Consider the following 19,970-nt stretch of genomic DNA (forward strand, 5'->3'; position numbering starts at 1 on the left):
TTATTATTAGTTAAGCGCTGCTTCTTGTTCTTGCATTCCACCAAAGTCATTAATAGATGCATAATTAACTTTGCCGTTGCTAATGCCAGTCAGCCCTTTCACTTTCATTGTTTCGCTGGAGAACGGTTTCACAGAACTACTCTCCACTTCATATTTTTTGCCATTAACGGTCAGAGAAGCGGAGGCAATGGAAACGTTGTATGCAGAATCATTCTTCGCAACCAGCACAACATCGTTAGCAACTTTTTTCTGCGACCAGATCAGGTGCTTTGCAGATTCATCGGGTGAACCTTTGAGTCCTGTTGGGCGGAAAAAGAGTTTGATACGCGTGCGGAAAGCCAGTTGCAGCATATTCTGATCGCCATTGTTTTTGGCTTTGGGTGGTACTTCCAGCACGTTAAACCAGAACAGTGATTCACGGTCTTTGGGTAATGACTGGCCGAGTGAGGTAATGCGGATAGACTGGCCTTTTTGCGCTTCTACGCGAGTTACCGGCGGTGTAATGACAAACGGTAATTTAAGCTCCTGAGGGTCGGTCGTGTCGCGGCCATCATCCAGCCATGACTGAACGAGTAAAGGGTGTGAGCCTCTGTTTTCCAGATTCACCACAACATCTTTTGCTTTTTCAGGGTAAATAATACGGGTTCCGGAGATAACAATATCAGCGTGGGCATGACATGCCATTATGCTGGTCAGCACAAAAGAGAGTGCTTTCATTCCTTTGATCATTTTTGCATTAAGCTGTCGCATATCCACTCCAGGATAATTGAGATAAACAAGCGCCCACGGCTAAGCGGGCGCATTATTAAATAAATAATCGACGATTATTCGTAGCTCATGGTGAAGTAAGCGTTAGCAGAGACTTTACCCGCAGTGACTGGGTTAGTGTCTTTCACCCATGCAGAACCTGGAACGTAAGCCACACGGTAGTACAGTTTGCCGGAGCCATTGGTCACTGGTGCAACCTGCGTGTTATTGTCAGGCTGACCAACCATAATACGATCGGTATTGCTGGTGGAGTTGTTATACATCGCCAGGCTTACGTTGGTTGCTGAACCTGCAACGTTAGAGTCTGGATCAACGGTACCGTTAGCCACGGAACCCATGTTTTTAGACATGAAGTTTGCGGAAGCTTTAGATACAGTTCCTGGGCAGTTTGTCAGCAGCAGTTCGAAGTTTTTCGCGCCAACACCTTTATCGATAGTGGTGCTTTCAACGTCGGATTTTTTAACGACTGGCAGTGCGATAGTGATGTTGTTAGTACCTTCACCATTGTTGGTGGTAATAGTACAGGTGGTATCGGTAACTGCGCCGTCAAATGTGATCAGGCCAAGATCGGTAGCAGCGAAAGATGAAGAGGAACCCAGTGCCAGAACTACGGTAGCAGCTGCCATGCTAATTTTTTTCAGTGACATAACAATATCCATGTAAAAGATTAAAAAGCCAAACATTGTTTTTGGCGAACGGATAATAGAGTGCACACTAAAAAAAGTAATTTTAAATTTACTTAAAATGGGCTTTAGTTATTCTGTTTTTTCAAATAAACCAGTTGGTTAATAGTGGTATTGTGAAAAGATTAAATAAAATCTTAAAAAAATGGAAAGGACTGGCGGAATATTTCTTTTTGAAGAATAATATTTCTTGGTGATAATTATATCTGCCGGCCCGAATTATTTATCTGGCGATATAATTCGGGCCTTTTTATCAGGCAACCTGAACAGGAATTGCCTTTGCGGTGCGTTTCATGTCGTTGTCGCCTTCGAAGTAGGCCACTTTCGGCTGCCAGCGGCGCGCTTCTTCGTCGGACATCATGACGAAGCTGGCGATGATTACGATGTCACCCACGTCAGCGCAGTGTGCTGCCGCGCCGTTGACGGAGATAATTTTTGAGCCGCGCTCGGCGGCAATCGCGTAGGTAGAGAAGCGTTTGCCGTTGTTCACGTTCCAGATATCAATCGCTTCATTTTCAAGGATGCCAGCTGCGTCCAGAAAATCCTGGTCGATTGCGCAGGAGCCTTCATAGTGCAGGTCGGCCTGGGTGACTTTCACTCGGTGAAGCTTACCTTGCAGCATTTTGCGAATCATTACGTTTACCTTTAATCGTCCGGGTAGAGAAAACTACGCCAGCTCAACCACTTTATTGTCAATAAGGCGGGCCTGGCCGAGCCATGCCGCCACCAGGATCACCGCACGTTTGCTGGTCTCTGCAAGCTCCAGCAGCGTATCGGCATCGCGAATTTGAACGTCGTCAGCGCGGAAACCTTTTTCGTTCAGCGCTTGTTCGGCCAGGGCGATAATCTCTTCTGCACTTAATTCTTTAGCCAGAAGTTGCTCAGCCATGGTATTCATGACCTTGCTTAAGCCCGGCGCGATTTTGCGCTGATCGGCCGTCAGATAGCCGTTACGGGAGCTGAGCGCCAGACCGTCTTTGGCACGCACAATCGGCACGCCGACGATCTCGATATCGTAACCCATATCGGCAACCATCTTGCGGATCAATGCCAGTTGCTGGAAATCCTTCTCGCCGAAGCAGGCAACGTCTGGCTGCACCAGATTGAACAGTTTGCTGACGATGGTGGACACACCGCGGAAATGACCCGGACGGCTCGCGCCTTCCAGCATGGTGGAAATGCCCGGAACGTCAACGTAAGTTGCTTCGTCGGTACCCTGAGGGTAGACATCGGCGGGATCTGGGGAGAAAACAATATCCGCATGGCGTTTTTTGAGCTTCTCGCAATCTTCCTGCAGGGTGCGCGGGTAGCGTGCCAGGTCGTCGGCGCGGTCAAACTGCATTGGGTTAACGAAGATACTGACCACCACGATGTCTGCCCGGGCTCTCGCCTCATCGACCAGCTTCATATGGCCGTCATGCAGGTTGCCCATGGTCGGGACCAGTGCGATGCGTTTACCTTCCTGACGTGCACGACGGATGTGCTGGCGCAGCAGCGGCAGGGTTTCAATGATTAGCACAACGAGACTCCTTAATGGAAACTGTGTTCTTCGCCCGGGTAAACGCCGGACTCAACCTCGGCAATATACTGCCTGACCGCAGCGCGCATGTCGCCCGCTTCCGTGAGGAAATTTTTGGCAAATTTCGGGATATGTCCGCCAGTAATGCCAAAAGCGTCGTGCATCACCAGGATCTGGCCATCCGTCACGTTACCTGCGCCAATACCAATCACCGGAATCGACAGCGCGTCGGTGATGCGTTTTGCCAGCTCAACCGGAACGCACTCCAGCACCAGCAGTTGTGCGCCTGCGGCTTCCAGGGCGAGGGCATCATCGAACAGCGTTTGTGCGGCATCGCCACGGCCCTGCACTTTATAACCGCCAAAGATGTTCACGGATTGCGGCGTCAGGCCCAAATGACCGCACACCGGCACGGCGCGCTCGGTGAGCATTTTCACCGTATCAACGAGCCAGGCGCCACCTTCGATTTTGACCATGTTGGCCCCGGCACGCATCACGACTGCTGCATTTTCAAAGGCTTGCTCTGGCGTGGCGTAGGCCATAAACGGCAGGTCGGAAAGTAGCAGGCAGGCTGGCGCACCACGGCGCACGGCACGGGTATGGTAAGCAATATCCTCAACCGTAACCGGCAGGGTGGAATCATGTCCTTGTACCGTCATCCCTAACGAATCTCCGACCAACATGACGTTGATACCCTCTTCGGCAAAGAGTTTGGCGAAGCTGTAGTCATACGCGGTGATGGTGGCGAAGCGTTTTTTTTCCTGTTTGCATTTCTGCAGTAAGGAGATGGTGGTTGGTTTCATACTGTTTCCTGATAGCCCAAAAGCGAATCTTTGCGCATTTTAACAGTAACATTCGGGGGAACAATGATTTTAGCTAACCGATTAACGGCAAATATTTCAGGGTTAATCGGTAAGATGCAGGATTACCAGCGAGCGGGTCTTTCCGCCTTGAGAGTGTCCAGAATAGCCTTCAGCGAGATACCATCCGGAAAGGTGAGATCGGGGGCGACTTCAAACAGCGGCCAGAGCATAAAACCCCGGTTTTTCATGTCGTAGTGCGGAACGGTGAGGCGGTCGGTGTTTATGACCTCATGACCAAACAACATAATATCGAGATCGAGAGTGCGTGGCCCCCAGCGTTCGGCTTTGCGTACGCGACCCTGTTGCAGTTCGATGCGCTGAGTATTATCCAGCAGCGTTTCGGCATCCAGAGTGGTCTCCAGCACAACGGCGGCATTGAGATAATCTGGCTGATCCTGCGGGCCCAACGGTGGGGTACGGTAAAACGAAGAGACGGCCACGATCCGGCTTTGCGGAATTTCGCCCAACGCCTGTACGGCAGCGTTAACCTGCTCCAGCGGAGAGGCTAAATTGCTGCCGATGGCGATATACGCGAGGGTCATGAAGCACCTTCACGACGCGGCGCACGTTTGCGCGGACGACGATGACGGCGACGTGGTTCCGGCTCTTCATCCAGCCCGGTGAGCATATCTTTCTGTTCAGGCGGGGCGGAAACCTGGAACTCGGCCCACCACTGCGCCAGACGCTGTAGCTCCTGATTCCTTTCAATTTCAGCCCGCAGTGACAGCAGATCGAATGCCGCGCGGAACTTAGGATGTTCCATCAACTTCCAGGCACGTTTGCCCTGACGACGGGACATACGCAACTGAAGCTGCCAGATATCACGCACCAGCGTGGTAATACGTTTCGGGATCGCCAGCGTACGGCACCCTTCGTCCAGCACGTCGTTCGCGGCCAGTGCGAAGGCATCGTAATAGGCGAGACCGCTCTCCTGAGTGATTCTTTGAGCCGTTTCCAGCAGTGGATACCAGAACATCGCCGCAAACAGAAACGCCGGATTCACGCGCATATCGTTGCGAATACGGGTATCGGTATTTTTCAGCACCTGCGCAATCATGCGCTCCATCGGGCTGTCACCGCTTTCGGTGAAGTAGCGGGTAATGGTCGGGAACAGCGGCTGGAACAGGTTGTATTCGCGCAGCAGATTATAAGTTTCAAAGCCGTGGCCGGCCTGCAGCAGTTTCAGGGCTTCCTCAAACAGACGGGCAGGGGGCACGTCGTTGATCAGCGTCGCCAGACGGGGAATAGGCTCTGCCGTTTCCGGGCTGATGCGCATATTCAGCTTGGCGGCGAAACGCACGGCGCGCAGCATACGCACGGGATCTTCACGATAGCGCGTTTCCGGCGTGCCAATCAGACGAATCAGACCTTCTTTCAGGTCCTGCATACCGCCGACGTAATCACGCACGGTGAAATCCGCCACGCTGTAGTAAAGGCTATTGATCGTGAAGTCACGACGCTGGGCATCTTCCTCGATAGAACCGAAGATATTATCGCGCAGCAGCATACCGTTCTGGCCGCGCTGCGACGTGGTGCGATCCGATGCGCCCGCTTCGTGGTGGCCGCGGAAGGTCGCCACTTCGATGATCTCCGGTCCAAACATCACGTGAGCCAGACGGAAACGGCGGCCAACAAGACGGCAGTTACGGAATAATTTACGCACCTGCTCAGGCGTGGCGCTGGTCGTCACGTCGAAATCTTTTGGCTTTTTGCCCAGCAGTAAATCACGCACTCCACCGCCCACGAGATAGGCCTCGTAGCCCGCTTTATTCAGACGATAGAGCACCTTGAGGGCATTTTCACTGATATCTTTGCGGGAAATATTGTGCTGCTCACGCGGAATAACCGACATGTGTGGCTGTGCAATAGCATCATTCGCCATGCTCTCTTCGCGGCTTAGCACTTTACGGCAAAAATTAGCGACTCGGGTAAAAATGGTACACCTCGTAGTGTGTTTTGTTATGAAAAAAGCGGCTAATCATAGCTCAGCGCAACGCATTTGAGAATGCTGGATTTTTTGCACCGCCGTGAGCGTCCAGTGGGCGATCGCCATTTTCAGCAGTTCGTCAATACGCAGATCCTGCCATTCGTTGGTTACATTCTGGTTGAGAAATCGCAGCGCGTCGATCAAAACCGGGCGTGGATCGCCGTGTGGCAGGGATGGCGCATGGTTTTGCTTCGACAGCTTACAGCCATGTTCATTGACCGCCAGCGGCAGATGAATGTAATCCGGCGCTTTCCAGCCAAACTGGTGATAGAGCGATATTTGCCGCACGGTAGGTTCAACGAGATCTGCACCACGAACGATTTCCGTGACGCCCTGGAAATGGTCATCCACGACAACGGCCAGGTTGTAGGCGAACAGACCGTCACGGCGGTGGATAATAAAATCTTCACATGCCAGACGTTCATCGGCGTGGATCTTGCCGGAGAGTAAATCGTTAAAGTGCGTCACCGGGGAGCGCTGCTTGATGCGCACGGCGGCATTTTCCGGGGGAAGATTAAGCGTACGACAATGACCGTCATAAACCCCTCCCACGCTCTGGATGCGTGCGCGGGTACAGGTGCAGTTATAGGAAAGCCCCTGAGCACGAAGCCAGGCCAGCCGTTCCCGATACGCATCGTGACGTTTTGATTGCCAGAGAACGTCGTCATCCCAGTGAAGACCGTAATGTTCCAGCTGACGCAGAATGGTGTCTGCTGCACCGGGAACTTCACGCGGAGGGTCAATATCTTCAATGCGAACAAGCCATTTGCCCTGGCTGGCACGAGCCTGCAGGTAGCTGCCGAGCGCGGCAATTAATGAGCCGAAGTGTAATTCACCGGAAGGAGATGGCGCGAAGCGCCCAATATAGTGTGATTCAGACATATCAACAGTAACAAGGCGGGAGTGACTCCCGCCTTTGGAGTGTATAAACAGCGCTGGTATTAACCGGCCATCTGTTTTTCGCGGATTTCAGCCAGTGTTTTACAGTCGATGCACAGGTCGGCAGTTGGACGCGCTTCCAGGCGACGAATACCGATTTCAACACCACAGGATTCGCAGTAGCCAAAATCTTCGTCTTCGACTTTTTTCAGCGTTTTCTCGATCTTTTTGATCAGTTTGCGTTCGCGGTCACGGTTACGCAGTTCGAGGCTGAACTCTTCTTCCTGAGCGGCACGGTCGACCGGATCCGGGAAGTTAGCAGCTTCATCCTGCATATGAGTAACGGTGCGATCGACTTCATCCCTGAGTTGATTACGCCATGCTTCAAGAATACGCTTGAAGTGCGACAGCTGGGCTTCGTTCATATACTCTTCGCCCGGTTTCTCTTGATACGGCTCCACCCCAGCGATGGCGAGAATACTCAGGGACGATGTTTTACGGTTTTGCCCTTCTTGCATGTTGCTTCTCCTTAACACGCACTATCGATCCCCGTGTCGGGGGAAAAATCAGGTCGCTATAAATAGCAGATGCTTTTCCGGATGGCAATTATCTAAACGTAACACTTGACAAGCCTGTGAGGAAAAGCGTATTTGCGCACGCGGCCAGAACACTTAATCATCAATCGTCTAATCCCTTATAAGACAATGGGAAGAGAGGATCTCAGAGTCATATTATCGGCAGAAAGTTCCGCTTTATAAGCCAAAACCTCTACCCCCTGCTTTTGTGCCTCATTCAACAATTGCGCGTATTTAGGATCAATATGGCGGGCAGGAGAGAATCGTTCAATGGCTGAATGCAACACCGCAAACAGCAATACGGCGCGTTTGCCCGCCGCCGCAACACACATTAGCTCTCGCAGATGCTTCTGCCCGCGTAGCGTTACCGCATCCGGGAAGTAGCCATTTTCCTGTTCCGCTAACGTCACTGATTTTACTTCAATATAGCACTCAGGCCTGTCTTGCGCCTGTAACATGAAGTCAATTCTGCTGCCTTCATCGCCATATTTCACTTCGCTTTTATGCGTGTCATAACCCACCAGTTCGGGAAGGGCATTATTCATTAGCGCTTCTTTAACCAGCTGATTGGCGCGCAGGGTGTTAACACAAATAAATGCCCCGCTTTGTGTTTCGGTCATTTCCCAGGTATGGGCATATTTGCGTTTCATATTCTCTGATGTGGAATACCAGACCCGGTCACCCGGTGTCGCACACCCCGTCATAGCACCGGTATTGGGGCAGTGCAGGGTGAGCTGTGTTCCTTCAGGCGTGACTACGTCTGCGAGGAAGCGTTTGTAGCGTTGAATCAGCGTGGCGTGCTGCAGGGGAGGGCTAAACTTCATCAGGCGTCCTTAACGGTATTGCCCAGCGTCCAGCGCTGTAGCGGCGTGTAGCGGGTGCGTCCTTGTGCAAAGACGGATTCATAAAGTGCGAATTCATTAACCGGAAAGGCCCAGTGAAAACCTGGTGGTGGGATGGCAACGGCCTGACCTGCATCGCGCAGCAACGTGATATGCGGATGAAACGGTTGCGGGCTCTGGTAACAGCCGCTGCGTGCCGCCTGGGCGCGCAGCATATTCGCAAGCTGTAATATCCCACGAGGCGGCTGGCGTGTACCCAGCCAGACCACCCGCGAGCGCAACCACTGCCCGGCATCATCAAGGTGTAGCGTAAACCCCGGTTGAGAGATCCGTCCGGCCATTGATGCCAGGGCCCGCTGTTTATCGGCGCTCACATCACCCAAAAAGGCCAGCGTGAGGTGCAGGTTAGCCGCGGCAACAGGGCGACCCGCTTCCGGCGGGAAGTGCTCAGCGCGCCAGCGAACAATTTGCCGCTGTATTGGGGCGGGTAATTCAATAGCAAAAAACAGCCGTTTCGACTCAGACATACGGGGGACTCGGTAATGATATGCGCCGATGCTACAATGTACGCCGACTAATGTTAACCCTCTGGAGCTGTTAGTGTCCTCATTGCCGGTCGCCGTCGTCCTTCCCGAGCTTCTCGCTGCCTTACAACATGCCCCGCAGGTTTTGCTGAACGCCCCGACAGGGGCCGGTAAATCCACCTGGCTGCCACTGCAGATCCTGAAAGACGGGAATATCAGCGGGAAAATTATCCTGCTGGAGCCGCGCAGGCTGGCCGCGCGCAACGTGGCACAACGCCTGGCGGAATTGCTTAACGAAAAACCGGGCGAGACGGTGGGCTACCGTATGCGCGCTGAAACCTGTATCGGCCCAACCACGCGGCTTGAAGTGGTGACCGAGGGAATACTCACCCGCATGCTGCAAAACGATCCTGAACTGACCGGCGTCGGGCTGGTGATTCTGGATGAATTCCACGAACGCAGCCTGCAGGCGGATCTGGCTCTCGCGCTATTGCTGGATGTTCAGCAGGGGCTGCGTGACGACCTTCGGCTGCTCATTATGTCGGCGACGCTGGATAACGAACGGCTGCAGCAGACGCTGCCTGATGCACCAGTGATAGCCTCGCAAGGGCGAGCGTTTCCCGTAGAGCGCCGTTATCAACCGCTACCTGCCCATCAGCGTTTTGATGAAGCGGTCGCCATCGCCACCGCAGAACTGTTGCGTCAGGAACCCGGTTCGCTGCTGCTTTTTTTACCCGGTGTGGGCGAAATCCAGCGCGTGCAGGAGCACCTGGCCTCCCGTGTCAGTAGCGATGTCCTGTTGTGTCCGCTTTATGGTGCGTTGTCGCTGACCGACCAGCGTAAAGCGATTCTCCCCGCGCCTGCGGGGCAGCGCAAAGTGGTGCTGGCAACCAATATTGCGGAAACCAGTTTGACCATCGAAGGTATTCGCCTGGTGGTGGATAGCGCGCAGGAGAGAGTGGCAAGCTTTGACCCGCGTACCGGGCTGACGAAACTCCTGACGCAACGTATAAGCCAGGCGTCGATGGTACAGCGCGCAGGCCGTGCAGGACGTCTTGAGGCGGGTATCTGCCTGCATTTGACCAGTGCAGAGCAGGCTGAACGCGCGGCACAACAAAGTCCCCCGGAAATTTTACAAAGTGATTTATCAGGTCTGGTGATGGATCTGCTGCAATGGGGCTGTCCGGACCCGGGACAACTGACCTGGCTTAATCCGCCTCCTGTCGTAAACCTCACCGCAGCACGTACACTGCTGGCCCAGCTTGGCGCGCTTGAAGGCGAGCGTCTGACGACACGCGGCCAGAAAATGGCTGCGCTGGGCAACGATCCGCGTCTGGCCGCAATGCTGGTTGCCGCGCAAGGGGAAGATGAAATTGCCACGGCGGCGAAACTGGCCGCTATTCTTGAGGAGCCGCCGCGTGGTGGCAGCAGCGATCTGGCGCAGGCATTTTCACGCAATCAGGGGAACTGGCAGCAACGGGCGCAGCAGCTCAGCAGACGGCTAAACAGCCGTGGTGGCTCGCCAGACAGCGATATTATCGCACAGTTGCTGGCACAAGCATTTCCGGACCGAATTGCGCGCCGACGCGGGCTGGACGGTCGCTATCAGTTGGCAAATGGCATGGGCGCGATGCTGGACAGCGACGATGCTCTGACGCGCCATGAGTGGCTGATCGCACCGCTCCTGTTGCAGGGCAGCCAGTCGCCGGATGCGCGGATATTACAGGCGATAGCTGTCGATATTGAGGCCCTGACGCGTGCCTGTCCGCAACTGCTTCAGCAATCCGATACTGTCGAATGGGATGACACTCAGGGCACCCTGAAGGCGTTTCGGCGTAGCCAGATTGGCAAATTGACCCTTGGCACGAAGCCGCTGGCGAAGCCGTCAGAAGAAGAGTTGCATCAGGCGATGCTGAACGGCATTCGGGGAAAAGGGTTGAACGTACTGAACTGGACGCCCGAGGCGGAACAATACCGTATTCGTCTGCACTGTGCCGCGCGCTGGCTGCCAGAATATGCCTGGCCTGAGGTGGATGATGAGACGCTGCTTGCCTCGCTGGAGAGCTGGCTGCTGCCGCAAATGAGCGGTGTACACTCGCTGCGGGCACTAAAAGCCCTTGATGTTAAGGTCGCGTTACAGAATTTACTGGACTGGTCATTACGTCAACGTCTGGATAGTGAACTGCCAGGGCATTACACTGTGCCGACCGGAAGCCGGATTGCCATTCGTTATCACGAGGATAATCCTCCGGCGCTGGCGGTACGCATGCAGGAGATGTTTGGTGAGGCGACCACGCCATCCATCGCTGAAGGACGCGTGCCGGTGGTGCTTGAACTGTTGTCGCCTGCTCATCGTCCGCTACAAATCACCCGCGATCTGGGGGCGTTCTGGGCGGGCAGCTACCGGGAAGTGCAAAAAGAGATGAAGGGTCGATATCCCAAACACGTTTGGCCGGACGATCCGGCGAATACCGCGCCGACAAGGCGTACGAAGAAATATTCTTAATTGAGAGATTTCTTCTTTCACGGTGATGTGGAAGAAAAGAGAATCGGGCCTTTGCGCCTGAAAGTTGCGGAGAAAAAGCATGGCGGGGAATGACCGCGAGCCAATAGGACGTAAGGGAAAACCAACGCGTCCGGTGAAAGAAAAGGTAAGCCGTCGTCGCCTCAGAGATGAGGACTATGACGATGACTATGAAGACGATTATGAGGATGAAGAACCGATGCCGCGTAAAGGGAAAGGCAAAGGGCGTAAGCCTCGGGGTAAACGCGGCTGGTTCTGGCTGCTGCTGAAGCTGTTCATTATTTTTGTTGTGCTGATGGCGATTTACGGCGTCTATCTGGATCAGAAGATCCGCAGCCGTATCGACGGTAAAGTCTGGCAATTGCCTGCGGCAGTATATGGCCGCATGGTGAACCTTGAGCCAGATATGTCCATCAGTAAGAACGAGATGGTGAAGCTGCTGGAAGCCACCCAGTATCGTCAGGTGTCGAAGATGACGCGCCCGGGTGAATTCACCGTGCAGGCGAAGAGCATCGAGATGATCCGCCGTCCGTTTGATTTCCCGGACAGCAAAGAGGGACAGGTGCGGGCGCGTCTGACCTTTGACGGCGATCGTCTGGACACCATCGAGAACATGGATAACAACCGCCAGTTCGGTTTCTTCCGTCTTGATCCTCGCCTGATCACCATGCTTTCGTCAGCAAACGGTGAACAGCGTCTGTTTGTGGCCCGTAACGGTTTCCCGGATCTGCTGGTGGATACGCTGCTGGCAACCGAAGACCGTCACTTCTACGAGCACGATGGCATCAGCCTTTACTCCATAGGGCGTGCGGTGCTGGCGAACCTGACCGCAGGGCGCACGGTGCAGGGGGCGAGTACGCTCACCCAGCAGCTGGTGAAGAACCTGTTCCTCTCCAGCGAACGCTCTTACTGGCGTAAGGCCAACGAAGCGTACATGGCCGTGCTGATGGACGCGCGTTACAGCAAGGATCGTATCCTTGAGCTGTACATGAACGAAGTGTACCTCGGTCAAAGCGGTGATAACGAAATCCGTGGTTTCCCGCTGGCGAGTCTGTACTACTTTGGCCGTCCGGTTGAAGAGCTGAGCCTTGACCAGCAGGCGCTGCTGGTTGGCATGGTGAAAGGGGCGTCAATTTATAACCCGTGGCGTAACCCAAAACTGGCGCTTGAGCGTCGTAACCTGGTGCTGCGTTTGCTGCAGCAACAGCAGGTGATCGATCAGGAGCTGTACGAGATGCTGAGCGCGCGTCCACTCGGCGTTCAGCCGCGCGGCGGCGTGATCTCGCCTCAACCTGCGTTTATGCAGCTGGTGCGTCAGGAGCTGCAAAGTAAGCTCGGTGATAAGGTTAAAGATCTCTCCGGCGTGAAGATCTTCACTACCTTTGACTCCGTAGCGCAGGATGCCGCGGAAAAAGCGGCAGTGGAAGGCATTCCGGCGCTGAAGAAACAGCGCAAGCTCTCCGATCTTGAAACCGCGATGGTGGTGGTTGACCGTAACACCGGTGAAGTTCGCGCGATGGTGGGCGGGGCTGAGCCACAGTTTGCAGGTTACAACCGCGCCATGCAGGCGCGTCGTTCGATCGGCTCTCTGGCAAAACCAGCGACCTATCTCACTGCGCTGAGTCAGCCAAACCAGTACCGCCTGAATACCTGGATTGCGGATGCGCCAATTTCCCTGCGTCAGCCTAATGGCCAGGTATGGTCACCGCAGAACGATGATAAACAGTTCAGCGGCCAGGTGATGCTGGTGGATGCGTTAACCCGCTCCATGAACGTACCGACGGTTAATCTGGGCATGTCACTGGGCCTGCCAGCGATTGTTGATACCTGGCAGAAACTGGGTATTTCGAAAGATCAGCTGAACCCGGTACCGGCAATGATTCTGGGCGCGCTTAACCTGACGCCAATCGAAGTCGCACAGGCGTTCCAGACCATTGCCAGCGGGGGGAACCGCGCACAGCTGTCTGCGCTGCGTTCAGTAATAGCTGAAGATGGTTCTGTGCTGTATCAGAGCTTCCCGCAGGCTGAACGTGCGGTGCCCGCTCAGGCCGCCTATATGACGCTGTGGACGATGCAACAGGTTGTGCAGCGTGGTACCGGGCGTCAACTGGGAGCGAAGTATCCGGGTCTGCATCTGGCGGGTAAAACCGGGACCACCAACAACAACGTCGATACCTGGTTTGCCGGTATTGATGGCCGTGAAGTGGTGATCACCTGGGTCGGTCGCGACAACAACCAGCCGACCAAACTGTACGGCGCAAGCGGGGCAATGTCGATTTACCAGCGTTATCTGGCGAATCAGTCCCCGGTGCCGCTGAATCTGGTCGCGCCGGAAGACATTGTTGATATGGGCGTGGATGGTTCCGGTAACTTTGTCTGCGGTGGCGGGATGCGTACCTTGCCGGTCTGGACGACCAACCCGGACGCGCTGTGTCAGCAAAGTCAGCCAGAACAACCATCGGGCAATCCGTTTGATTCGTCTTCTCAGCCACAGCAGCCGCAGCAGCAACAGCCGCAGCAGCAGAATGAGAAGAAAGACAGCGACGGTGTCGCCGGCTGGATTAAGGATATGTTCGGCGGTAACTAGCCTTTTAAAGCCCTCTTCCCTGGAAGGGGGCTTTTTTTACCCGTAGACCTCATTTCGTTAACCCTCGCTTTAACTCTGATTAACCCTTCGTTTTCTCTTGATGATTTCTTAAACCCTTAATTCTCATAGGGCTGCTTACTGCTTGCTATGCAACCAGCGTTTCGCATATTATTCTGGCGCTCATAATAATAATTCTCGTTTACGTTATCATTCACTTTCACATCAGAGATTCAACATGGCGCTTTCCAATACTGCTCAGCCAATGAACACGTCGCTGCGTAAACTCGCGGTCGTCGTCGCCACAGCGGTTGCCGGCATGTCGACTTATGCACATGCTGCCGAAACCCCGAAAAAAGAAGAAACTATTACGGTAACCGCAGCGCCTGCGGCACAGGAAAGTGCCTGGGGACCCGCTGCGACTATCGCTGCACGGCAATCCGCGACCGGAACGAAAACGGACACCCCGATTCAAAAGGTCCCACAGTCCATTTCGGTCGTGACTGCTGAAGAGATGGCATTGCATCAGCCACGCTCTGTTAAAGAAGCGCTGAGTTATACCCCAGGTGTTGCTGTCGGCACGCGTGGTGCGTCCAATACCTATGACTACCTGCTCATTCGCGGTTTCGCGGCCGATGGTCAGAGCCAGAATAACTACCTCGACGGTATGAAGATGCAGGGCAACTTCTATAACGACGCGGTGATTGACCCTTATATGCTGGAACGCGCTGAAATCATGCGTGGTCCGGTTTCTGTTCTGTACGGAAAAAGCAGCCCTGGTGGCTTGCTGAATATGGTGAGTAAGCGCCCAACCACTGAGCCGCTGAAAGAGATCCAGTTCAAAGTGGGTACTGACAGCCTGTTCCAGACTGGCTTTGACTTTAGCGATGCGATCGACGACGACGGCATTTACTCCTACCGTTTAACCGGCGTGGCGCGTTCTAACAATGCCCAGCAGGAACGTGCGGAAGAACAGCGTTATGCTATCGCGCCATCGTTCTCCTGGCGTCCGGATGATAAAACCACCTTCACGTTCCTCTCCTATTTCCAGAACGAGCCTGAAACGGGCTACTACGGCTGGCTGCCAAAAGAGGGAACGGTTGATCCGCTGCCAAACGGCGATCGTCTGCCGACTGACTTCAACGAAGGCGCGAAGAACAACACCTATTCCCGTAACCAGAAAATGGTGGGGTATAGCTTCGATCACGCATTCAACGATACCTTTACCGTGCGTCAGAACCTGCGTTTTGCCGAGAATAAAACTTCGCAAAACAGCGTTTACGGCTATGGCGTCTGTACCGATCCTGCAAATAGCGGCAACAAACAGTGTGCAGCGTTAGCCCCGGCAGACAAAGGCCATTACCTGGCGCGTAAATACGTTGTCGATCATGAAAAACTGCAGAACTTCACCGTTGATACTCAACTGCAGAGCAAATTCTCTACCGGTGAGGTGGACCACATTCTGCTGACCGGCGTTGACTTTATGCGTATGCGTAATGACATCAACTCCTGGTTTGGTTATGACGATTCTGTACCGCTGCTGGATCTCTACCATCCGGTGAACAGCGATTTTGATTTCGGCTCAAAAGATCCTGCAACTTCCGGCCCTTATCAAATTCTCAACCGCCAGAAACAGACAGGTCTGTACGTTCAGGATCAGGCGCAGTGGGATAAAGTGCTGGTAACCCTTGGTGGCCGTTATGACTGGGCCGATCAAGAGTCTTATAACCGTGTAACGAACACGACAGCTAAACGTGATGACACGCAGTTCACCTGGCGCGGTGGTGTTAACTATCTGTTCGACAATGGCGTAACACCTTACTTCAGCTATAGCGAATCCTTTGAACCGGCTTCCCAGACTGGTGCGAGTGGCAACATCTTTGCTCCGTCTAAAGGTAAGCAATACGAAGCGGGTGTGAAATACGTGCCGAACGATCGTCCGATCGTGATTACCGGTGCGGTATACCAGTTGACGAAAACCAACAACCTGATGGCTGATCCAGCGGGCTCATTCTTCTCCGTTGAAGGCGGTGAGATCCGTTCCCGTGGCGTAGAGCTGGAAGCGAAAGCGGCATTGTCTGCGAGCGTTAACGTTGTCGGTTCTTACACCTATACCGATGCGGAATACACCACGGACACCAACTACAAAGGCAACACGCCAGCGCAGGTGCCGAAACACATGGCCTCCGTATGGGGGGATTACAGCATGTTTGATGGCCCGCTGTCTGGCCTGACGTTGGGTACTGGCGTTCGTTATACCGGTTCCAGCTTTGGCGATCCGGCGAACTCCTTCAAAGTGGGCAGCTATACCGTGGTTGATGCACTTGTCAGATACGACCTGGCGCGTGTAGGGATGGCCGGCTCAAACGTCGCGCTTCACGTGAACAACCTGTTCGATCGTGAATATGTTGCCAGCTGCTTCAACACCTACGGTTGCTTCTGGGGTGCTGAACGTCAGGTTGTAGCCACTGCGACCTTCCGCTTCTAATCTCTCTTTGGGCACGGTTCGCCGTGCCCTTTTTATTTAAGTTGGCTGACATGCAGGATAATAAAACACAATCTGACACCACTTTTACGCTCAACAATCTCTCCTTTCGCGTACCCGGGCGCACCTTGCTGCATCCGCTCTCTTTGACATTCCCTGCCGGTAAAGTCACTGGCCTGATTGGTCACAACGGTTCCGGTAAATCGACTTTGCTTAAGATGCTGGGCCGCCATCAGCCGCCTTCGGAAGGCGATATTCTGCTGGATGACCAACCGCTGGAGAGCTGGAGCAGTAAAGCCTTTGCCCGCAAAGTCGCGTATTTGCCGCAGCAGCTGCCGCAGGCGGAGGGGATGACGGTGCGTGAACTGGTAGCGATTGGACGTTATCCGTGGCACGGGGCGCTTGGGCGTTTCGGTGTCGCCGACAGAGAAAAAGTGGAAGAGGCGATTTCGCTGGTGGGATTAAAACCGCTGGCACACCGTCTGGTGGATAGCCTGTCCGGGGGCGAACGTCAGCGCGCGTGGATTGCGATGCTGGTGGCTCAGGACAGCCGTTGCCTGCTGCTGGATGAACCCACTTCTGCGCTGGATATTGCCCATCAGGTTGACGTTCTGGCGCTGGTGCATCGCTTAAGCCAGCAGCGTGGGTTGACGGTGATTGCTGTCCTGCACGATATCAACATGGCCGCGCGTTATTGTGACTACCTCGTCGCGCTGCGTGGCGGGGAAATGATTGCGCAGGGCACACCATCCGAACTGATGCGCAGCGAAACGCTGGAACACATTTACGGAATTCCAATGGGTATTCTGCCTCACCCGGCCGGGGCATCACCGGTGAGCTTTGTATTCTGATGCTGGATTCAATGCAAATGAGCCGCCGTCGCCTGCTGACGGCAATGGCGCTATCACCGTTGTTATTAAAAATGAATACGGCGCATGCCGCTGCCGTCGATCCGCACCGTATCGTGGCTCTTGAGTGGCTGCCAGTCGAGCTGATGATGGCGCTCGGCGTCACGCCTTATGGCGTGGCGGACATTCCAAACTATAACCTCTGGGTGAACGAGCCGAAGCTACCGGACTCGGTGATCGACGTCGGCCTGCGGACTGAGCCAAACCTTGAACTGCTCACTCAGATGAAGCCGTCATTTCTGTTCTGGTCTGCGGGGTACGGTCCGTCAGAAGAGACAATGGCGCGTATTGCGCCCGGTCGAGGTTTCTCCTTCAGTGACGGTAAAAAACCGCTGACCATGGCGAGACACTCTATTAACGAGATGGCGCATATCCTCAACCGTGAGGCGGAGGCTAAAAAGCATCTCGACGAATTCGACGCCCTGATTGATTCCCTGAAGCCGCGCTTTGCCCATCGGGGCGATCGCCCGCTGTTGATGATGACGTTACTGGATGCCCGCCATATGCTGATCTTTGGCAAAAACTGTCTGTTCCAGGACGTGCTCGACAGTGTTGGTATTCGCAATGCCTGGGAAGGTGAGATGAACTTCTGGGGCAGTACGACCGTAGGTATTGACCGCCTGGCGGCATTTCGTGATGTCGACGTGCTGTGTTTCGACCACGGCAACGAACGTGGCATGCAAACGCTGATGGCCACTCCGCTCTGGCAGGCGATGCCGTTTGTGCGTGAGCAGCGTTTCCAGCGCGTGCCAGCGGTATGGTTCTACGGCGCGACGCTGTCGGCCATGCATTTTGCCCGCGTGCTGGATAATGCGCTGGGAGGTAAAGCATGAGTACGCGTATTGCACGCTTCCCGGCACTGCTGTTGTCCTTACTCTTCCTTGCTGCGCTGGTTTTAACCTGGTTCAACCTGTCGACGGCATTGCCGCGCGGGGAGTGGGGCACCGCTCTGACAGCCCCGGATATCAACAACATTCAGCAGATGGTGTTCCACTACAGCCTGCTACCGCGTCTGGCGATCTCGCTGCTGGTCGGGGCCGGGTTAGGCCTGGTGGGCGTTTTGTTCCAGCAGGTACTGCGTAACCCTCTGGCAGAGCCGACGACGCTGGGTGTTGCAACAGGTGCGCAGCTTGGGATCACCATTACCACGCTGTGGGCGCTGCCCGGCGCGTTAACCACGCAGTTTGCGGCTCTCGCGGGGGCATGTGTGGTGGGGGCGCTGGTCTTTGGCGTGGCCTGGGGTAAACGCCTGTCCCCCGTGACGCTAATCCTGGCCGGGCTGGTGGTCAGTCTCTATTGTGGCGCGATTAATCAACTGCTGGTGCTGTTCCATCACGATCAGCTGCAAAGCATGTTCCTGTGGAGTACCGGAACCCTTACCCAGACTGACTGGAGTGGTGTTGAGCGTCTGTGGCCGCAGCTAATTGGCGGTGTACTGCTGACCCTGCTGCTCCTGCGTCCGTTAACGTTAATGGGGCTGGATGATGGTGTGGCGCGTAACCTGGGGTTGGCGCTGTCGCTGGCTCGTCTGGCGGCGCTGACGCTGGCAATTGTATTGAGCGCTTTGCTGGTAAACGCCGTTGGCATCATCGGGTTTATTGGCCTCTTTGCACCACTGCTGGCAAAAATGCTCGGCGCACGGCGTCTTCTGGCGCGCCTGATGCTCGCCCCGCTGATTGGCGCGCTGATCCTCTGGCTTTCCGATCAGATCATTCTCTGGCTGGCGCAAGTCTGGAGGGAAGTGTCGACGGGATCGGTGACCGCGCTCATTGGTGCGCCGCTGCTGCTTTGGCTGCTCCCGCGTCTGCGCAGTATTAGCGCACCGGCGATGGATGTCGGCGATAAGGTTCATGCTGAACGTCAGTCAGTACTGTGGTTTAGCCTTGCCGGTCTGGCGTTGCTGATTATTGCTTCGTTTGCCGCATTGGCTTTTGGGCGTGATGCGGCGGGCTGGCACTGGGCGATGGGCGATTTATTCCATGAACTTCTGCAGTGGCGCTGGCCGCGGGTGCTTTCCGCGTTAATTGCCGGGGTCATGTTGGCCGTCGCGGGCTGTATTATCCAGCGCCTGACCGGCAATCCGATGGCCAGCCCGGAAGTGCTGGGGATTAGCTCTGGCGCGGCGTTCGGCGTGGTGCTGATGTTGTTCCTCGTGCCGGGAAATGCCTTCGGCTGGTTGATGCCTGCGGGGAGTATTGGTGCGGCGGTGACGCTGTTAATCATCCTGATTGCTTCTGGTCGCGGTGGTTTTTCCCCGCACCGAATGCTGCTGGCCGGGATGGCGCTCAGCACGGCATTTACCATGTTGCTGATGCTGCTTCAGGCGAGTGGCGATCCGCGTATGGCTAAGATACTGACCTGGATTTCCGGCTCAACGTACAGTGCTACCGGCAGCCAGGTTGTTCATACCGGGATCGTGATGATCGTGTTACTGGCGGTAGTGCCGCTGTGTCGTCGCTGGATGACCATCCTGCCGCTGGGTGGCGAAACCGCACGTGCGGTCGGGTTAGCGCTAACGCCAACGCGCGTGGCGCTTCTTCTGCTGGCTGCGTGTCTGACGGCGACGGCCACCATGACGATAGGACCGCTAAGTTTTGTGGGGTTGATGGCACCGCATATCGCCAGAATGATGGGTTTTCGCCGGACCATGCCGCATATTGTGATGTCGGCGCTAACGGGCGGGATAATGCTGGTGTTTGCGGACTGGTGCGGAAGAATGGTGCTGTTTCCCTATCAGGTCCCGGCAGGTCTGCTGTCGACCTTTATTGGCGCGCCGTACTTTATTTATCTGTTGAGAAAGCAGAGCAGGTAGGCCGGGTAAGCGTTAGC

Annotated in this window: 17 protein-coding genes; 6 read left to right on the forward strand and 11 right to left on the reverse strand. The window is 54.8% G+C overall.

The annotated features are described in order from the left end of the window. Positions 1 to 6 precede the first annotated feature (6 nt). The 11 genes from JGF26_RS15410 to thpR all read right to left on the reverse strand — a co-directional run bounded on the left by JGF26_RS15410 (position 7) and on the right by thpR (position 8,643). Complete coding sequence (locus tag JGF26_RS15410) at positions 7 to 729, reverse strand: fimbrial chaperone (RefSeq protein WP_050482925.1); 723 nt, start codon at positions 727 to 729, stop codon at positions 7 to 9. 95 nt (positions 730 to 824) lie between these two features. Continuing rightward, entirely contained in the window at positions 825 to 1,415 is a 591-nt protein-coding gene (locus JGF26_RS15415; RefSeq protein WP_050482924.1) for a fimbrial protein, read from the reverse strand. 289 nt (positions 1,416 to 1,704) lie between these two features. Then, complete coding sequence (gene panD, locus JGF26_RS15420; RefSeq protein ID WP_006810068.1) at positions 1,705 to 2,085, reverse strand: aspartate 1-decarboxylase; 381 nt, start codon at positions 2,083 to 2,085, stop codon at positions 1,705 to 1,707. A 33-nt stretch (positions 2,086 to 2,118) separates the two neighbouring features. Then, a complete protein-coding gene (gene panC / locus JGF26_RS15425) occupies positions 2,119 to 2,970 on the reverse strand; it encodes a pantoate--beta-alanine ligase (RefSeq protein WP_134708309.1) in 852 nt (283 codons plus the stop codon). Positions 2,971 to 2,981: 11 nt separating this feature from the next. Further along, positions 2,982 to 3,773: a 3-methyl-2-oxobutanoate hydroxymethyltransferase gene (gene panB / locus JGF26_RS15430; RefSeq protein ID WP_049005295.1), complete on the reverse strand. Its 792-nt coding sequence runs from the start codon at positions 3,771 to 3,773 to the stop codon at positions 2,982 to 2,984. A 122-nt stretch (positions 3,774 to 3,895) separates the two neighbouring features. Further along, on the reverse strand, positions 3,896 to 4,375 hold the full coding sequence (gene folK, locus JGF26_RS15435) for a 2-amino-4-hydroxy-6-hydroxymethyldihydropteridine diphosphokinase (protein WP_128348538.1): 480 nt from the start codon (positions 4,373 to 4,375) through the stop codon (positions 3,896 to 3,898). Continuing rightward, complete coding sequence (pcnB, locus tag JGF26_RS15440; RefSeq protein WP_028018320.1) at positions 4,372 to 5,769, reverse strand: polynucleotide adenylyltransferase PcnB; 1,398 nt, start codon at positions 5,767 to 5,769, stop codon at positions 4,372 to 4,374. Before pcnB ends, folK begins: the two co-directional genes overlap by 4 nt. 42 nt (positions 5,770 to 5,811) lie before the next feature. Beyond that, positions 5,812 to 6,702: a tRNA glutamyl-Q(34) synthetase GluQRS gene (gluQRS, locus tag JGF26_RS15445; RefSeq protein ID WP_134708310.1), complete on the reverse strand. Its 891-nt coding sequence runs from the start codon at positions 6,700 to 6,702 to the stop codon at positions 5,812 to 5,814. Between the two features lie 59 nt (positions 6,703 to 6,761). Continuing rightward, the gene (dksA, locus tag JGF26_RS15450) at positions 6,762 to 7,217 is read right to left on the reverse strand and encodes an RNA polymerase-binding protein DksA (protein WP_001155232.1); all 456 of its coding nucleotides are present in this window, start codon (positions 7,215 to 7,217) and stop codon (positions 6,762 to 6,764) included. Between the two features lie 176 nt (positions 7,218 to 7,393). Further along, positions 7,394 to 8,098: a DNA/RNA nuclease SfsA gene (sfsA, locus tag JGF26_RS15455; RefSeq protein WP_129323910.1), complete on the reverse strand. Its 705-nt coding sequence runs from the start codon at positions 8,096 to 8,098 to the stop codon at positions 7,394 to 7,396. Next, a complete protein-coding gene (thpR, locus tag JGF26_RS15460; protein ID WP_049005299.1) occupies positions 8,098 to 8,643 on the reverse strand; it encodes an RNA 2',3'-cyclic phosphodiesterase in 546 nt (181 codons plus the stop codon). Before thpR ends, sfsA begins: the two co-directional genes overlap by 1 nt. 73 nt (positions 8,644 to 8,716) lie before the next feature. Here thpR and hrpB point away from each other — a divergent pair, with 73 nt between their 5' ends. From hrpB to fhuB, 6 genes are all read left to right on the forward strand, one after another. Next, entirely contained in the window at positions 8,717 to 11,146 is a 2,430-nt protein-coding gene (gene hrpB, locus JGF26_RS15465; protein WP_134708311.1) for an ATP-dependent helicase HrpB, read from the forward strand. 79 nt (positions 11,147 to 11,225) lie between these two features. Then, on the forward strand, positions 11,226 to 13,751 hold the full coding sequence (gene mrcB, locus JGF26_RS15470; protein WP_049005301.1) for a bifunctional glycosyl transferase/transpeptidase: 2,526 nt from the start codon (positions 11,226 to 11,228) through the stop codon (positions 13,749 to 13,751). A 235-nt stretch (positions 13,752 to 13,986) separates the two neighbouring features. Continuing rightward, complete coding sequence (fhuA, locus tag JGF26_RS15475) at positions 13,987 to 16,236, forward strand: ferrichrome porin FhuA (RefSeq protein WP_134708312.1); 2,250 nt, start codon at positions 13,987 to 13,989, stop codon at positions 16,234 to 16,236. Between the two features lie 50 nt (positions 16,237 to 16,286). Next, complete coding sequence (fhuC, locus tag JGF26_RS15480) at positions 16,287 to 17,084, forward strand: Fe3+-hydroxamate ABC transporter ATP-binding protein FhuC (protein ID WP_049005303.1); 798 nt, start codon at positions 16,287 to 16,289, stop codon at positions 17,082 to 17,084. Beyond that, positions 17,084 to 17,974, forward strand: a complete 891-nt coding sequence (gene fhuD / locus JGF26_RS15485) for a Fe(3+)-hydroxamate ABC transporter substrate-binding protein FhuD (protein WP_134708313.1) — start codon at positions 17,084 to 17,086, stop codon at positions 17,972 to 17,974. Before fhuC ends, fhuD begins: the two co-directional genes overlap by 1 nt. Further along, entirely contained in the window at positions 17,971 to 19,953 is a 1,983-nt protein-coding gene (fhuB, locus tag JGF26_RS15490) for a Fe(3+)-hydroxamate ABC transporter permease FhuB (protein WP_134708314.1), read from the forward strand. The genes fhuD and fhuB overlap by 4 nt, the downstream gene beginning before the upstream one ends. Positions 19,954 to 19,970: the final 17 nt, after the last annotated feature.

Source organism: Enterobacter sp. E1 (genome assembly GCF_016809815.1).
In the GTDB taxonomy this organism is placed as follows: domain Bacteria; phylum Pseudomonadota; class Gammaproteobacteria; order Enterobacterales; family Enterobacteriaceae; genus Enterobacter; species Enterobacter adelaidei.

Coding starts and splice junctions, on each gene's coding strand:
- JGF26_RS15410 (WP_050482925.1), bottom strand. CDS start 729: ATGATCAAAGGAATGAAAGCACTCTCTTTTGTGCTGACCAGCATAATG.
- JGF26_RS15415 (WP_050482924.1), bottom strand. CDS start 1,415: ATGTCACTGAAAAAAATTAGCATGGCAGCTGCTACCGTAGTTCTGGCA.
- panD (WP_006810068.1), bottom strand. CDS start 2,085: ATGATTCGCAAAATGCTGCAAGGTAAGCTTCACCGAGTGAAAGTCACC.
- panB (WP_049005295.1), bottom strand. CDS start 3,773: ATGAAACCAACCACCATCTCCTTACTGCAGAAATGCAAACAGGAAAAA.
- folK (WP_128348538.1), bottom strand. CDS start 4,375: ATGACCCTCGCGTATATCGCCATCGGCAGCAATTTAGCCTCTCCGCTG.
- gluQRS (WP_134708310.1), bottom strand. CDS start 6,702: ATGTCTGAATCACACTATATTGGGCGCTTCGCGCCATCTCCTTCCGGT.
- dksA (WP_001155232.1), bottom strand. CDS start 7,217: ATGCAAGAAGGGCAAAACCGTAAAACATCGTCCCTGAGTATTCTCGCC.
- sfsA (WP_129323910.1), bottom strand. CDS start 8,098: ATGAAGTTTAGCCCTCCCCTGCAGCACGCCACGCTGATTCAACGCTAC.
- thpR (WP_049005299.1), bottom strand. CDS start 8,643: ATGTCTGAGTCGAAACGGCTGTTTTTTGCTATTGAATTACCCGCCCCA.
- mrcB (WP_049005301.1), top strand. CDS start 11,226: ATGGCGGGGAATGACCGCGAGCCAATAGGACGTAAGGGAAAACCAACG.
- fhuA (WP_134708312.1), top strand. CDS start 13,987: ATGGCGCTTTCCAATACTGCTCAGCCAATGAACACGTCGCTGCGTAAA.
- fhuC (WP_049005303.1), top strand. CDS start 16,287: ATGCAGGATAATAAAACACAATCTGACACCACTTTTACGCTCAACAAT.
- fhuD (WP_134708313.1), top strand. CDS start 17,084: ATGCTGGATTCAATGCAAATGAGCCGCCGTCGCCTGCTGACGGCAATG.
- fhuB (WP_134708314.1), top strand. CDS start 17,971: ATGAGTACGCGTATTGCACGCTTCCCGGCACTGCTGTTGTCCTTACTC.